Below are 16964 nucleotides of genomic sequence, written 5' to 3' on the forward strand. Positions count from 1 at the left end.
CAAAACCCAGGCCACCTCATCTGAAGCCGTTCCTGGGACCGTGTGTGAATGGGTGCGTGAACCAACCAGGTCGCGTAATAGAGAAAGAACGGCTTGTCCTTGTTCTCCCGCAGAAACTCCAGGGCGTCTTCGTTGGTCTGGTGATACGGATACCCGTTTTCATCCATCCGGTAGGGATCGTGCGCTTCCTTCGTTGCGAAGCCCGATAGGCGATCTTTCATTCCCGTGCGCGATCCGCGACTGGACCGGGTGAAATCAAATCCCACGTCTTCGGGCTGCGGAAAAGCGTGATGATCGATCGCAATGTGCCACTTGCCCGAGTGGCCGGTCGTGTATCCGTTTTGGTGCAATGCCTTTGCCAACGTCATTTCGTCTGCCGGCATGCGACCGCTATACCACGGGTCCATCATGCGGAAGTGATGATTGATCGGCGTCGGCGGCGCCCCACCGACAACGTGCGTCTTTTGAGCCCGCGCGGGATGGTTGCCGCTCAGGATGGCACAGCGAGACGGTGCACAGGTCGGAGCCGGCGAGTAACCCTGCCAGAACATCACTCCCTGCTTTGCAAAGGCGTCGATATTGGGAGTCTCCATCGGTGATGGTTCGTCGATGTCGTAGCACTTAACATCCTGCCAGCCGAGATCGTCCGTCAGGATCAGCACGACGTTCGGCCGTTCGGGACGTTCCGCAGCAGCAATGTCGTCGCAAGCCATCGCGGCCAAGCAGCCACCGAGAACCCACATGGGCAAGGGACACTTTCGACAAAATTCCCAAACGTCATTTTTCATTGTGCGATCCCGGGGCAGTTTCAATCTCATCGGGCGTCCAATCGGGAATCCCCTGTTCGTCCAGCTGCCTGCGGTAGCGGATCGCCAGTGGTTGATTTTCGCGGGTCACGCGCGGCAGGTCTTCGTTGACCATCAAGGGAATGGCCGAAGCCCACCAACGGTCGTATGACGCTCTCAGTCGCTGGACAACATCTGGATGGGACTCGAACACATCTTGCGCCTGACCTGGATCTTGAGTGATGTCATAAAGTTGTTCATTGTTGACAAAACGCCATCGCTGCGTCCGTACGGCACACTTCTCGAACTTTGCCTGCTGCGCCTTCCCCGTTGCCCAACGTCCGCAGTGAAAGAACAATTCGCGGTCAGGCCACTCGGCATCGGGATCGCTTAGCAGCGGCAGCAGCGAACGCCCATCCAACTCTTGCATCGTTTCTGGCAAAGTCGCACCAGCGAGTTCGCTGAATGTCTTGTAGAGATCAAGGTGCGCGGTGAGCGCATCGACATCGACTCCTTCACCAAGAATGCCTTGCCAGTACCAAAATGCGGGAACTCGGCTGCCGCCTTCATCGGGGGAATTCTTTTTGCCTTTCATGCCGGCATTGAATGGTGGCTGTGGCTTCCCGTTCTGGTGGATCATCGGCATCGACATTCCATTGTCGGTCATGAAGATCACGATGGTGTTTTGCAGCGCCTTCCACTGGCGCAGCTTTTCCATCATCAAGCCAAAGTTCTCGTCGATGTTCTCGATCATCCCGTACCGCGCCGCCGTCTTCTGGTCATAGCCGGCATCGAGAAACCGTTGCTTATTTTTTTCTGGTGCGTGATAGGGACCGTGCGGAGCGTTGCAAGAGAGATAGGCAAAGTACGGCACATTGGAACTGTGCTGCTGTTTAATCCATGCCAACCCCGACCTGAAAAACAAATCGGTACAGAACCCTTTCGTCTGCACGATCGTGTCGTTGTGCAGCAAGACATTGTCAAAGTAGGGGTTCACTGCGTTGGGCGGGAAATCGTCCAGACCGACCTGCCCGATGCCGCCGGCTCCATGGATTAGCACTTCGTCAAATCCACGGCTTCCCGGCAAGTAAGCTTGTTCGTCGCCGAGATGCCACTTGCCAAAAATACCCGTCGTGTAGCCGGCCGATTTCAACATTTCGGGAACGGTGAAAACGTCCAGCGTCATCCGCTCGCGTTGCAGAATCGTATGCGTCACTCCATTCTTCAGCGGAGCACGACCACTGAGGAGGGCTGAACGTGTCGGCGCACAAGTCGGGCTGACATGAAAATCAGTAAAACGCGTTGACGAATCGTAAAACCGGTCGAGATTTGGAGTCTTTAGAATTGGATTTCCCAGACAAGACAAATCGCCCATGCCTTGGTCATCCGTCATCACCAAAATGATGTTCGGTCGCGTCCCCACCAAAGACTTCGCCTGGGCGATTCCGGCAAAGGCGAGTGCAGCTAGCACGGCCGCATTGATGAGGGTTCTTGCATTCACTGAATGATTCCAATTCGTCAGCATCTGGTCTCTCTCGAAAACTGCACCAACACCGCCGAGAGCGATCGACCGGCACTGCGCTGTTGATCGTTCTTAATGATTTCTCACCCGACGCATCAGCGAGGGATCCCCTCCACCGGCTAAATCGCTGGCTGACGCGTCGGGTTACCATAAAAGCGCTGGCTTCAAAACTGACGCACCGAGTTGTGATCTTGCTGTTTTCGTCATGCAGATTCGGAGGGGGAATCATTTTCCGCTCGCCTAGAGGCGGATTCGATGCCATATTGCGACACCAAGGTAATGATTTGCAACACACCCCCCGAATGAAACTCACGTCCTATCTCGATCGGCAGGCCAATGGGATGCCACTCAACCGCGTGGCAGAGGAGCGCCATTTTCGAATCGATCAGCTAGCCGATTGCCGGGCCAATGCGTTGTCAATCGCGGGTCAGTACCACTTGATGCGGTCCCTGGACTTGGCCGCCAAAGTCGACATCGACCGCCAAGGTCAATTGGCCTTTGGCGACGTGGATTTTTGCCGTGTGTCCACGTTGCTGGTTCGGCAGGATCGGGATCGTCGACGAAGCGTCGCCGGTCTTGATCGTTGCCGTTCCAGCGGGATGGTTATCCGAGGCAAGAATGACTTCGATCGTAAACTCCCCGGCCTGTGGATTGTCGAGCAGCCAAAAACCGTTTGAACTCGCGCCCCATGGTTTCCCCTGGGCATGACGCCAATCCTGGCGGGTGAGCACTGTGACCGGTTCGTGCGGTGTTCCGATCACAATTCGCGGCGGTGCATAGTTGTCCGGGCGAGTTGAACTGACATCGGCGAACCAGGCTTCGTACGCTTTTGTCAAACGTTGCTTGACTTTGGGACGAATCTCGGACAGATCATTCTTTTGACGTGGATCTTGGCTCAAATCATAAAGTTCAAGTTTTGGCTGGCCGTCGAAACTCTCCTTGCCGAAGCCGCTTGGATGAACCAGTTTCCAATTGTCTTCGTGCAGGGCGAAGTTGTGAAACTGCTGGGGCACGTTGCCGCGATGAGCCTGGAAAATGACTTGCCGCGTAGGCCACGGTGGATCGTTCTCGGTCAATAGCGGCAGAAAGCTTTTACCGTCCAAGTGAAGATCCGCAGGCGCGTCGACATCGCAGGCATCCAGGATCGTTGGCAGGATGTCGATGTGGGCGCACAATGCTGACGAGGTTCGGTTGGCGGAAACTTTGTCCGGCCAATGAAACAGCAAGGGTGAACGGATACCACCATTATCGACGTGCGATTTCATACCACGCATGTTGCCGACATAGCGCATCGAGTTGGGGCCATTGTCGTTTAGATAGATGACGATCGTCTTGTTGCCGATCCCGAGTTCATCGAGTTTCTCAAACAGTCGGCCAACGTTTTGATCGATATTGGTAATCATCGCGGCAATGCGCGCGAGTTTATCAAATTCTTGTTTACGTTTTTTCTCTGGAATGTCGTTGACCAAGATCGGCGAAAAGTCGACGTCGCGATATTCCTCGTACAACTCGGTTGGTACATCGCCAAACGGCCCGTGTGGTGCATTGGTCGCGATGTAGGTGAAGAAGTTCTCACCTTGCTTCACGCTGTTTGCCATGAATTCCATCGCCGCATCGAAATAGATGTCGGTGCAATAGCCTTTCATCTGGACTTCGTCGCCATTCTTGAACAACGTCGGATCGGTGTACTTGGCTTCGGCACCGATCGGATCGGATGGTTGCCCGATCCCGCCACCGCGATGCACGAGGCTGTCTTGGAAACCCTGGTCCATCGCTCGCAGCGGATAGTTATCGCCCATGTGCCATTTGCCGTAGATCCCCGTGCGGTATCCGGCATCACGCAGGAGTTCTGCGAGGGTGACTTCGTCTGTGTCCATCATGGCGCGTCCGACGAAGGTGTCGATGCATCGAGTGCGATAGTTGTAGCGGCCCGTCATCAGACTCGCCCGTGTCGGGGCACACACGGGGCTGACGTAAAAATTGTCCAGGTACCCGCTGCGTGCATGCATGCCGTCAAGCTGCGGAGTACGAATGATTTCGTTACCTACAAATCCGTAGTCACCACCGCCCTGATCATCGCTCATGATAACGATGACATTGGGACGATCGGCCATGGCGTTTGAATTTGCAGCGGGGTTCAATGGAACCAACGCAGCGAGGAAAACGACCAGTGAAAGGGTGCGGAATATCAACATGGGTCAAAAGTTCACAGTTGTTCAGGGAAAAGGTGGACGGAGCACTAGTCGTTTCGAACGGTTGGGAGTGAATCGTGATTGAGAGTGCTGCTGAAAAATGCGTCGGAGACATTCAGCATCTCGTCAAACCAAACTTGTTTGCCGAGGAATGGATGCGGCGCACCCGCAATCACCGTTAGGTTTGAATCGATCCCCAACGGCTCCATTCGTCGGCGAAATTCATCCGCGTGCGTGCTCGGGTCATCAGTCTCGCCGGTGATGAACCAGCAGGGTGGATCATTTTTGTCGAGATGATGCATCGGTGACGCGAGCTGATAGGTCGCTGGTTTGTCTGCCTGCGAGCCGCCGAGAAACTGTCGCCAAATGGTTCCACGCCCCTCGATTGCGGAAATCTCTTTGGTACGAGCCGATAGAAAATCGGTTTGGGCACCCATCGGCACAGCGGCTTGAATCGCGCTGCTGAATGTTGCGTTGCCTCCTTCGCCTTCCAATTCAGCGACCCCAGCAGAGGTTGCCAACAGAGCCGTCAAATGCCCGCCGGCTGAAAGCCCGATGGCACCTATTTGGTTCGCATCGATGCCGTATTGCGACGCGTTGGCCCGCAAGAACCGAACCGCGGCTTTGCAATCGTGGATGGCGGCCGGAAATGGAGCTTCACCGCTCAAGCGATAGGAAATCGTGGCGGCGACATATCCGCGCGACGCAAGCGCCTGAGCGATTTTGCCATGATTGGCTCGAGTGCCGTTGGCCCAACCGCCGCCGTGAATACAAACGATCGCCGGCAAATTGCCCCAAACCCCTTTGGGTCGATACAAATCCATCTCCAACGTTCGATCTGCATAGCGAGCGTAAGTCACGTCTAGCTTTGAATCGATTTGATCCAGCATCGATTGCGAAATCACCGCTGCACCATCGACACGCGGTTTCGCCGGAGCTTCGCCGGCCGGGCGTGCGTCGAGCCGCATTTCGTCTTGAAACAGAATCGCCATGCCACGCAACTTCCGCGTGATGTCTCGGTCACGCACAAGCTTTGATTCCCCCGGATCATTTGCCAAGTCATAGAGCTCAAGCGAGGGGTTCAAATAGAGCTTCCAGTTCTTCCAGCGGACTGCGGACAATGCTCCCTGGCTGCCGTGATAGAAGAACGCGTCGTTGTATTCATTGCGTTTGATGATCGGCTGCCATTCTCCAGGCGGGCTCCATCGACGCCGCAGTGGCAGCGATGCGTTGAGCGACATTTTCAATCCAGGAGGGGGCACGACTTGAGTTTCACCCTTCAACAACGGGCTGAGATCGCGACCGTCGATCACACGTCCTGCGGGGACTTCGATGCCGGCGAACGTGGCCAGTGTGGGGTACCAATCCATCGCACGGACGACCGCAGATGACTGCACGCCCGACTGCAGCCCAAACTTGGGGCCCCATGCGATTGCTGGCACGCGAATGCCACCTTCATACGTCGATAGCTTGTGTCCGCGAATCTGCTGATCCGGCGTGCGTCCGGGGCCACGTCCGTTGTCCGATGCATAGATAACAATCGTGTTGTCATCTATGCCCAAGTCGTCGAGTGAATCAAAAATACGGCCGACGTTGTGGTCGAGCTCTTGAATCGCGTCCCCGTATTCACCCCAGTTCGAGCTGCCTTTGAATTCGTCACTCACGCCCAGTGGATTGTGCAACATCGTGTGCGGCAGATACAGGAAGAACGGCCCCGCTTTGTTCTTTTCAATAAATTCAATCGCTTCGTCGGTGTAGAGCCGGGTGAGTTCTGAGGGATCGGCGGGACGTTTAACGACGTCGCCATTTCGCATCAACGGCACGCCACCCTGGTCCTGGAAATACACGAACTCGACCGGATCAAGATTGTGCAACAACCCGAAATAGTGATCGAAACCTTGATTTCTTGGCAGCAGTGGCGGCTCAAATCCGAGGTGCCATTTGCCGATGCACGCGGTCGCGTAGCCGTTCGCCTTTAATAATTCCGCAATGGTCAGTTCGTCGGGATGAATGCCTGATCGTGAATCAGCGCGATGCACCCAAGTCTCGTTGCCGACTCGCCGCGGGTAACATCCGGTCAACAGACCCGCTCGTGACGGACTGCAGATTGGAGCCGCAGCGTAGTAGTCGGTGAACCGCGTTCCCTGATCCGCCATCGCATCGATTCGCGGCGTTTCAACCTCCGTCGCCCCATAACAACCCAGGTCGTAGTACCCCTGGTCGTCCACAAAGATGAAAACGATGTTTGGTCGAGAGTCGGAAGCCAACGACCACGAACCGCCACCGCATAAAGACGCAATCGCAGCGCAGAGGATGAAAGTTGTTCGAATCCACGGTGTGCGAATCATGTCCTAGTTCCCGGTGTTGGGCCACGAAGAAAGGGGTCAGGAACCAAAAACCAAGCGGCACCCATTTGTCAGTTGACTGACTGCCGCAGAAAGATTGTATTCCAAGATTCACTTGCGGGTGTTCCGTGTCACCGGGATTGCCCCGCAGCTGCCACTGATCGATGGAAACCACCGATGGAAACCGTCGTCCATCGGCACTGGCGAACTGTTCCAGGCCCTACCGTCGATCAACAGCCGTACAAGGTTCGGCTATTCCGCATAGAATGTGACCGGGCCAGACTGCGTGAGCAACGAGCGTGCGGTTGCCATCAGAGGCGAAATCGGATGGGCAAGACTTCGACCGACGCAATGGGTCGGCCTAGGCGAGTGGCGGGGTTGCCCGACCATTGCAACACCGCATCCATTGCGGCTCGGTCCAACAAACCACTGCCGCTGGACTTCATGACGTCGGCGCGTTCGACTTTTCCGAGATCGCTGACGTGCAGTTTCAACAACACGGTGCCTTCGATTCGGGTTGCCACCGCGGCAGCGGGGTACTTGGGTGGTGGGTTTGATAAAAATTCTACCTTTGTTTCCGCCTGACCAGCGACCGCTTGAAGGGGCGGATTTTTTAGGGATGGTGGGGCGGCCACCGATGGAGCGCGGCGGGGACGGGCAACCGTGGTCATCGTGACCGGCGGCAGGTCGCGACTGGGATCCGATCGTTTTGGGACTTGCTTGACGATTGATGTGATCGGTCGCTCAGCCAACTCGAACTCGGCGAGTGGCAGACTCGTTTCGGCCGGCTCGACGCGACGCTTTTCAGGCGTTGGTTCGATTTCGATCGGTTGTAATTTGACCGGCATGGCGATCGACGCCGTAGCGACGGGTGACGGTGCGGTCATCGTCAATTCAATCGCGATGATCTCACGTTGCCCGCTGATGGAAAGTCGATCGTCCAGCGACAGCGGCACAGCGGACAGTACCAACAGCGCGGTCGCGTGCAGGATGCATGACAGCGCCATCGATCGTTTCATTGGGTTCGTGTGAGTCACTTGCTCAAGTATAATTTCCCCGTCCCAGTTTGTCGAAGCCGGTACAGGGTGCCCTCATGGTCAATCCATACCTCGTGCCGACCTTGGAAAAGATCGGTCGAACTTAGAACACGTGCATGTGATTCGTCTGGTTGCGACAGGGAATGCTGTTCGGGTCGGTCATCAGGACAGGGCGGAACGGATTGATTCATGACCGGCGTGGATAGCAACATTCGTTCCACAAGACCTGGAAAATGCCCTCGCTTGCATTCCCGCCACAGACCACGCCGAATTGCGACACCGGGCGGTGAAATTTCCGCCGTGAATGGCGGAAATCTGCGCAGGTTCCCTCATTCTTCCCGCTCGGGTCCTATCGGCTGCGGCGACTTTGACGGGTGGTGTTGTGCGGGATCACGCGAAAGAAGGGCTGGTGCCGATCGAAGCTGATAGACCGAAAAGAACGATCGCCACAGCCTAGCTTTGTCGCCAACGCGGTGGTGTCGTTCCATTGAGAAGGAATACTCGTGAAAAGGACTTCACCGATTTCGCTGGCTTTAGTGCTGGTGATCAATGCCTGTGGATTCGCCGCAGACAACCCATTTGAACCCAGTTCTTCGTCCAACAACGCTGCCGTGTCCTTGGCAGCGATGCTTCAACAGGACGACGCGCCGACGTTGCCAGAAATCGAAGTGCGTCCGCCCGCGAATTCAGCGGCTCCCGAAACGATTCCACCGACGCAGCCGCCCATCGAAACGTTCGATTCCCCACCAGTCCAGCCGCCGACGAATCAACCGCAATCGGTCTCGCCGTCGGCCAGCGGATCCGACGCGTTTTCGCTGCCGACCGAGTCGTCTGCGCTGGACGATTCTGCGCCCACCAACGCGAACTTTAACGCCTCCAATACAGGCAACAGTTCAGCCAACAACAACGGCCCCTTTAGCGAATCGTTTGAATCGTTGAGCGAACAAACGTTTGGTGGTTCGATGAGTGACATCACTGGATTGAACAGTGTCCTAAGGGGTGAAACGGATCTGTTCGACACACCAAGACTCGGCACGATCATCGACCGAGAGTTGCTCGATCGTCGTCAAGCGTCGTCGATGTTCCGCGCATTGCAAAACGAAGTCAGCGTGCAGTTACAACAAACCGGAAACGGCCAACTATCGCCGTTCATTCGCGGTTTAACAGGCCAGCAAATCCTGATTTTGGTCGATGGCATTCGGATGAACACCAGTATTCTGCGACCCGGTCCAAACCAGTACGCCGCGACGATCGACCCCGGTTCGGTCGAGCGGATCGAAGTCATTCGCGGAGCCGAATCGGCATTGTGGGGCAGCGACGCAATCGGTGGTGTCATCAACATCATCACCCGCTCCGCCGACCCACTGCGCGGGGATTACCTGAGCCCTCGTTTCACTCAGTTTTATAGCACTGCCGAAGCATCTTCGTACACTCGCACCGGATTCGGCGGATGGTACGGAGCAACTGGAATCACGGGCGGTGTGTCATACTCGGATGTTGGCAACCTGGATCGCGGTGGAGAATTTGGACGTCAACCGGGAACAGACTACACCCAGTTCGCTGGCGACTTGAAACTGCAACGCATGTTGACGAAAGATCACTTGCTGACCATCGCGATGCAACACTTCGAGCAGCAAGACCTTGATCGCAGTGATCGTTACTTGCCGTTCGTCCTGGGCCCCGCCAGCGATGGAAGCGTGCCGACGCAGCGGCCGACCGTGTTTGATCCGCAACAACGCGATCTGATCTATGGACGGCTGGAAGGACTGTTGCCCGATGACCTGTTCTTTGCAGATGTCTACTCGGCCACACTTTCAGGCATGAGGACCAAAGAAGCATCGGTGGTTGATCGCTATGCCAGTAACGATGCGAACGCCGTGCCGACGCGGCGAGAAATCGGCGAGTTCGACGACTGGGGCTGGGGCACGACAATGTCATTCGTCAAGAACATGAACGACTTTGGCAAGCTGACGTATGGAACGGATTTCTACAGCGAATCCATCGACGCCACACGGGTTCGCATCGACAACCCGACGCTGCCCGGCGCAACCCCGACGCCCGATGATCCACAGTACCCTGACGACGCCAAAGCCGACCGAGTGGGCCTATTCGCATCGTGGTACGTCCCGTTGACCGATCGCCTGGATGCAACGAGCTCGATTCGCTACGAAAATATCAATGTCTCTGGTTCACCGAACTTTGACACGATCGGACCACAGTTTTTCAGTCGAACGTTTCAAGACTGGATTACGAGTGTCGGACTGTCCTACGAATTGACCGAAGAACTACGTTTGGTCGGCGGTTACTATGAAGGCTTCCGAGCACCGACCATTGACGACTTGACGGCCAACAAAACTTTCCTGCAAAACGGACAATCCACGCCGTTGGTGGGAAACTTGGATGTCCAACCGGAACATAGCCAGACTTACGAGGTCGGCTTGAAATTCAACTACGATCGACTGCGGCTTCAAGCGACCGAATTTTGGACGGATTTCGACAGCTTCATTGCCCGTGATGTCATTGGCGGCCAGCGTTTCTTGACGAACCAAGAAGCCTACCTTAACGGCACCGAACTGGCGGGCGAATACCTGCTCGATCGCAACGTCGCTTTGTACGGAAACTTTTATTACACCTACGGAAATAACACGACACAGAACGATCCGTTGTCTCGGATCCCACCCACGCAAGGCATCCTCGGTTTGCGTTTGAACGACCCATCCAACGGCGGTTACCTGGATGTCTTCACCTGGATGGTTGACCGAGCCGATCGCTACGCGGAATCGAACTTGGGCGATGTACGATTCATCGCAGGTGGGACGCCCGGTTACGCGACACTGAACGTTCGCAGCGGAAGATCATTCGGCAACCGCAACCAACACACCGTTTCACTGTCACTGGAAAACATCACCGACAAGTACTATCGAGTGCTCGGGAGTGGCGTGGATGGACCAGGATTTAACGCCGTGCTGGGCTATCAATACGCCTTGTAGCGCGAGGCAATTTCGCGGCTTCGATGCCGAACAGCAGGGCCGCTTGGAATGGATTGCCAGCGGTGTGGGCGACGACGACAGGGATTGAAGCCAGCGCTTTTGCGTGGGGCATTGGATTTTGGTAACCCGAAGCGTGAGTTTTGAAGCCAGCGCTCAACAGCCTTTTCAACGCAAATGACTCGTCAAATTGCCGCTTGGACGTCCGACTCTCCCGCGGGGCGGGGTGAATTGCAAAAGCGCAACTTCAAAACGCATAGGGATCGTTGGGACGCTCTTTTGCAAGCCAGCTACGACGCTGATTGATCCGGCGATCGTTTGTCGCTCGTTTTGCTGGGCTGCATTTGCGTTCGGTATGCTGACGGCGATCGGTTCATCAATCGGCGAAAGCTGCGGCTAAAGTGAGCGTGGTCATAGAAGCCGCAACACTGCGCGATCTCGGTGACCGAGCGATCCGTTTCACGCAACATGCTGGCCGCATTTTCGATGCGAACGCGGATCAGATACTGTCGCGGCGAGGCCCCGAATGCGAGTCGAAAACGGCGTTCGAAATGGCTGATCGACAACCCCGCCATCTCCGCAAGTTTTCCGGTTGCGATGTCTTGCCGATAGTGCTGGTGCAGGTACTCAATGACGCTGGCCATCGAATCCGCCGTGCCCGACTGCATGCGTTCCACTTGGCGTGAAAAACCGGCGACGCCGATCACGCGGCCACGACGGTTCCGCAGCGGAATTTTGCTGGTCGTCACCAATCGCGGCGACCCGGCTTCCTCCGGCGCACTCTCAATCCGATTGATGATCGCCTCGCCCTTCTGCAGGACCTGCAAGTCATCCAGCCGGTACTCGTCGGCCCGCACCGCCGGGAAAAAGTCGTGGTCTGTTTTGCCGATCGCCTCGGATTCCGACAGCACGCCACAGTATTCGCAGCCACGCCGGTTGAGCGCCATGAATCGGCCGCCCTCGTCTTTGACAAAGAACGACACGTCCGGCAACAGGTCAAACAGCTGCAAAACCTGCTGCCCGGGGGCCAAACGATCAAAAAAGGCTTGACGAAGGGGTGTTTTTTCCATGCTGTATTTTTACACAGCAAAAGCATTCACGTGCAAGACAAGGCGGCATGATTGGCACAGAATGCCAGCGTCGATTCACTGTTTTGCGGCGTCCCCATCCCCTCGGTTTCCAGCGATCCCCATGCAACGTCGAAAATCCGCCCTGTTCAACACCTCGCTGCTATTGGCCGGTTTGATAGCGTGTTGCGGTTGGCACGCCGAAACGTTCGCGGACGAGATCGATTTCAATCGCGATGTGCGGCCGATCCTTTCAGACCGATGCTACTTCTGTCACGGCCCAGACGCTGCGACACGCGAATCCGGATTGCGATTGGACATTCGTGACGAAGCGCTCGACGCGATCGAATCCGGCGAGTTGCTCGATCGCATTCTTAGCGACGACCCGGACATGCAGATGCCGCCGCCGCATTCGAATCTGTCGCTTTCCGAAAAAGAACAGCAAACGCTCACCCGCTGGGTCGAACAAGGCGCGGTCTACGCCAGTCACTGGGCGTTCGAACTGCTGCCCGATGCGGTCGCAGTGCCAGCGGTTAGCAAACCTGCCTGGTGCCGTGAAACAATCGATCACTTTGTGATGGCGGAATTAGACCGTCAAGGTCTGGAACCGAACCACCAGGCCGATCCACTGCGCTGGTTGCGACGCGTGACGTTGGATCTGACCGGGCTGCCGCCGACGCCTGACGAGATCACAGCGTTTGAATCGGCGATCGCTCGATCAGGTGACGATGCCTACCGCGATGCCGTGGACCGTTTGTTGACCTCCACGGCGTTCGGGGAACAAATGGCGATCGCCTGGCTCGACGCCGCTCGCTACGCCGATTCCTACGGTTACCAATCGGACAAACTGAACACCCAGTGGCCCTACCGCGACTGGGTCGTCGGCGCGCTGAACCAAAACCTGCCCTACGACCAGTTCCTGACTTGGCAGCTCGCTGGCGACTTGTTGGACCAACCGACGAGCGAACAACGACTGGCGACCGCGTTCAACCGAATTCATCGGCTGAACAACGAGGGCGGCGCGGTGTTCGAGGAATGGCGACTGGAAAACGTGGCCGATCGCGTTCAGACCTTCGGCACCGCAGTGCTGGGGCTGACCCTGGAATGCTGTCGCTGCCACGACCACAAGTACGATCCGATTCCGACGCGTGATAATTACGCCCTGTCAGCCTACTTCAATTCGATCGACGAAAGCGGCGTGTACGATCGGACCGAAAAAGTGCCTTGCCCGTCACTGTTGCTACCGACACCCCAGCAGCAGCGTGCGTTGGAACAAGCACGCCAAGCGATGGACGCAGCCGACGCAGACTATCGCGAGCAGCGCGAACTGGCCCGTGAGCGCTACCAGAACTGGAGTCCAGATTCCGGCCCGACGTTAGAGATCAGCGATTTGCGATTGGCGATCGCGTTTGATCGTGACTACGACGCATCGCTCAAGCATGTCTACCGACCGACCCAGTCCGATCGGGCCGGGGCACCGATGCCCGAACTGGTCACCGTGGAAGAATCTGCGATCGAAAGGCTCGCTCCATCACTGGCTGACGATCGCGATCCCCAGTCGCAGCAGCAACCGCCTCGCCGCGCGCTCTCGTTGGACGGCGAACGAGGTGTGACGACCACGGGGATCGAACCCTTTGATCGCTGGTTGCCGATCAGCGTTGTGATCACATTTCGCGAAACCAATCGCGCTGCCGACCGCAGCTTGATCGCTCATCACACCCGCGGCACCGATTGTGGATACAACGGCTGGGATTTGACGATTGAAAACGGGCACTTGGAATCGCGGATGGCCCGTGTTTGGCCGGGAAATGCCATCAGCGTGCGCACGGTCGATCCGATTCCCGTAAACGTTTGGCACCAGGTCGCGGCGACCTATGACGGATCCTCGCAAGCGTCTGGGTTGAAACTGTATTTAAACGGCGCGCCGCTGAAAACGGAAATCGTTCGTGATTCCTTGAAGAAAAGTTGCAACGTCGTGGTGGATCACGGTGGTGAATTCGTGGTCGGACAACGGTTTCGCGCCCGAGGCCTAGCCGGCGGACTGATCGATGACGTGCGGGTTTATCTACGAAACCTGACTGCGGAGGAACTGCAGTCGCTGGCGACCGGAGGCGTCGACACAGCGCGGAAACCGAGCTTTGAATACTACGTGTCTGCCATCGACCAACCGGCCCGTCGATCCATGGCGGCACTGACGGCGGCTCGCAAAGCGTTCGTGATGTCCGAGGAGGACATTCAAGAGATCCCGGTGATGCAGGAAATGGATACACCGCGGCCCGCTCATGTGTTGGCGCGTGGCGAATATGACGCGCCGAAGAACGAGGACACGCTGGTCGAGCGAAGCACGCTGTCGGGATTGCCATTGCCGTTTCCCGCCGGCGCCCCGAACAACCGCTTGGGACTTGCCCGCTGGGTCACCGACCCACGACACCCGCTGACCGCCCGCGTGGCGGTGAATCGATTTTGGGGCAACTTCTTTGCGGCACCACTGGTACGCACGCCGGAAAATTTTGGGCTGCAGGGCGATCTACCGACGCACCCACAATTGCTCGATTGGTTGGCGCGCGATTTCATCAACGGCGGGTGGGATGTGAAACGGCTGTGCCGCTCGATCGTACTGTCGGCAACCTATCGACAGGATTCACGGTGCAGTGCAGCGGCGCTGCAAGCGGATCCGACGAACCGATCACTCTCACGCGGACCGTCACATCGTTTGGCCGCCGAACAGATCCGCGACCTCGCACTCGCCGCCTCTGGTTTACTCGACGACCAGCAGGGTGGGCCACCGGTGTCACCCTATCAACCGGGCGAAGATTTGTGGAAGGAAGCCAACGGCATGTCGCCTCCCTACCAACAGTCGGTTGGCAAATCGTTGCACCGGCGATCGCTGTATTCGGTCTGGAAACGCACGGCACCGCTGCCGAACATGATGGCGTTCGATGCAACAACACGAGAGGTTTGCACAGTGAAACGCTCACGGACAAACACTCCGTTGCAAGCGTTAGTGTTGTTGAACGATGTGCAGTTCATCGAATCCTCACGCGTGTTGGCGGAAGCCCTGTTGCGGGACAGCGGGGACGATCCGATCGACGCGGCGATGCTACGTTTGACCGGACGCAAGCCGGATGCCGACGAGCGTGCTGTTCTTGATCAGTTGCTCAGCGACGAAAGGGAACACTACCGCCAGCACCCCGAAGCGGCCACCGAATTGCTGAACCGGGGCGAAGCTCAGCGCGACAGTGAACTTGACCCCGCCGAATTGGCCGCTGTGACCAATCTATGTCAAATCATCTTGAACCTCGATGCCACCATTTGGAAACGATAATGATGTTGCGTGATCCATTGGAAATCAATCGTCGCCATTTCTTTCAAAACAATGCGCGCGGCATTGGCGCCGCGGCGCTGGCGGGTCTGCTGGGCAGCGAATCGCCCACTGCGGCAGGCGCGCAAGACGGCCTGCTTGGCAGCGGGCTTCACCACACCCCAAAAGCCAAACGAATCATCAATCTGTTCCAGTCGGGCGGACCGGCCCAACAGGATTTGTTTGATTACAAGCCGCTGCTGACAAAGATGAACGGCCAGGAGATTCCGCCCGAGGTTCGCGGCCAGCAACGGCTGACGGGAATGTCGGTCAACCAGACATCGCTGCCACTTGCCGGTTCCCACTTCAAATTTGCACAACACGGCCAATCGGGAGCCTGGTTGAGCGAATTGATGCCGCACCACCGCGACATCGTCGACGAGGTGTGCTTCATCAAATCGATGCACACCGAAGCGATCAACCATGACCCGGCGATCACGTTCTTTCAGACCGGTTCCCAGATCGCCGGCCGGCCGTCGCTGGGTTCTTGGCTCTCGTACGGTCTGGGTAGCGAGAACGAAGACTTACCCGCCTTTATCGTATTGGTTTCCGCCGCGCAGGGCGGCCAACCGCTGTATGCTCGACTGTGGGGAAACGGATTTTTGGATTCCAAATACCAGGGCGTTCAATTTCGTAGCGGGCACGATCCGGTGCTGTACCTGAGCAACCCGGAAGGCATTCCATCGTCACGACGTCGGGCTCAGTTGGACGCACTGCGCTCGCTGAACCAACACCAGTTTCAAAACGAACTCGATCCCGAGATCGAGTCGCGAATTGCGCAATACGAAATGGCTTTTCGGATGCAAACCAGCGTTCCCGATGCAACCGATTTTTCGGATGAACCGGAGTCGACGTTCGAGCTGTATGGCCAAGACGCCAAGCAACCCGGTACCTTCGCGGCAAACTGTTTGTTGGCGCGACGATTGGCACAACGCGATGTCAGGTTCATCCAGTTGTATCATCAAGGCTGGGATCAACACTCCAATCTGCCGGCACAGATCAAGGGCCAGGCGAAGGAAACCGATCAAGCGTCGGCCGCGCTGGTCACAGATCTTAAACGACTGGGCATGCTGGACGACACGCTGGTCATTTGGGGCGGCGAGTTCGGCCGCACGTCGTACACGCAAGGCGTTTTGACACCGACCAATTACGGCCGTGATCACCACCCTCGCTGTTTCACGACTTGGATGGCTGGTGGCGGAATTAAACCGGGTATCACCTACGGATCCACTGACGAATTTGGTTACAACGTTGTCGAGAACCCCGTTCATGTTCACGACTTCAATGCGACCCTGCTACACCTGATGGGGATCGACCACCAGCGTCTGACCTACAAATACCAAGGCCGACGGTTCCGGCTGACCGATGTCCATGGCGATGTGGTGCACGATCTTTTGTCCTAACGCAATGTCACGGTCGACCGGTCAAAACCACTGACAATCACCGCGTTTGTTCAGGGAACCATCATTGAGTGTTTCGTGAACGATGCTTGGGCGTTTTCCTGCCGAGCGTACGACCATCGCAGTGGGGAATTCACGATCAAACTCAATCGCGGGACTGCCACTGTGAATGAACTTCAAGTGAAACAAGCGAGAAAATGACGCGATTGCTTGCTGTGGTATCCGCCTTACCCCAGCGGGCAATTTCGGTTTGATCCCAACGACAACG

At 56.7% G+C, this 16964-nt stretch carries 11 protein-coding genes; 4 read left to right on the top strand and 7 right to left on the bottom strand.

The features are described from left to right. From NHH03_RS07855 to NHH03_RS07880, 6 genes are all read right to left on the bottom strand, one after another. Positions 1–743: sulfatase-like hydrolase/transferase (locus NHH03_RS07855; RefSeq protein ID WP_253155333.1), on the bottom strand; the 743-nt coding region annotated here is incomplete at its 3' end. Positions 744–777: 34 nt separating this feature from the next. Next, positions 778–2286 (bottom strand): arylsulfatase, encoded by a 1509-nt coding sequence (locus tag NHH03_RS07860; RefSeq protein WP_253155217.1) that lies wholly within the window; start codon positions 2284–2286, stop codon positions 778–780. A gap of 437 nt (positions 2287–2723) precedes the next feature. Next, a complete protein-coding gene (locus NHH03_RS07865; protein ID WP_253155218.1) occupies positions 2724–4502 on the bottom strand; it encodes an arylsulfatase in 1779 nt (592 codons plus the stop codon). Between the two features lie 44 nt (positions 4503–4546). After that, on the bottom strand, positions 4547–6847 hold the full coding sequence (locus NHH03_RS07870; RefSeq protein WP_253155219.1) for an alpha/beta fold hydrolase: 2301 nt from the start codon (positions 6845–6847) through the stop codon (positions 4547–4549). 308 nt (positions 6848–7155) lie between these two features. Then, on the bottom strand, positions 7156–7863 hold the full coding sequence (locus tag NHH03_RS07875; protein ID WP_253155220.1) for an energy transducer TonB: 708 nt from the start codon (positions 7861–7863) through the stop codon (positions 7156–7158). Between the two features lie 14 nt (positions 7864–7877). Beyond that, positions 7878–8093, bottom strand: coding sequence for a hemin uptake protein HemP (locus NHH03_RS07880; RefSeq protein WP_315861430.1), 216 nt, complete (start codon positions 8091–8093; stop codon positions 7878–7880). A gap of 291 nt (positions 8094–8384) precedes the next feature. Here NHH03_RS07880 and NHH03_RS07895 point away from each other — a divergent pair, with 291 nt between their 5' ends. Continuing rightward, positions 8385–10871, top strand: a complete 2487-nt coding sequence (locus NHH03_RS07895) for a TonB-dependent receptor plug domain-containing protein (RefSeq protein WP_315861431.1) — start codon at positions 8385–8387, stop codon at positions 10869–10871. Positions 10872–11158: 287 nt separating this feature from the next. Here the strand turns inward: NHH03_RS07895 and NHH03_RS07900 are convergent, their stop codons facing one another. Continuing rightward, the gene (locus NHH03_RS07900; RefSeq protein WP_253155222.1) at positions 11159–11938 is read right to left on the bottom strand and encodes an AraC family transcriptional regulator; all 780 of its coding nucleotides are present in this window, start codon (positions 11936–11938) and stop codon (positions 11159–11161) included. 121 nt (positions 11939–12059) lie between these two features. Here NHH03_RS07900 and NHH03_RS07905 point away from each other — a divergent pair, with 121 nt between their 5' ends. From NHH03_RS07905 to NHH03_RS28350, 3 genes are read left to right on the top strand one after another with little or no spacing between them, the layout of a single operon-like run. After that, a complete protein-coding gene (locus NHH03_RS07905) occupies positions 12060–15260 on the top strand; it encodes a DUF1553 domain-containing protein (protein WP_253155223.1) in 3201 nt (1066 codons plus the stop codon). Further along, positions 15260–16699 carry a DUF1501 domain-containing protein gene (locus tag NHH03_RS07910; RefSeq protein ID WP_390895538.1) on the top strand — a complete coding sequence of 480 codons (1440 nt, stop codon included), beginning with the start codon at positions 15260–15262 and terminating at the stop codon, positions 16697–16699. The genes NHH03_RS07905 and NHH03_RS07910 overlap by 1 nt, the downstream gene beginning before the upstream one ends. 30 nt (positions 16700–16729) lie before the next feature. Then, positions 16730–16897, top strand: coding sequence for a hypothetical protein (locus NHH03_RS28350; RefSeq protein WP_390895539.1), 168 nt, complete (start codon positions 16730–16732; stop codon positions 16895–16897). Positions 16898–16964: the final 67 nt, after the last annotated feature.

It is taken from the genome of Stieleria tagensis, assembly GCF_024129865.1.
Taxonomy (GTDB): Bacteria; Planctomycetota; Planctomycetia; order Pirellulales; family Pirellulaceae; genus Stieleria; species Stieleria tagensis.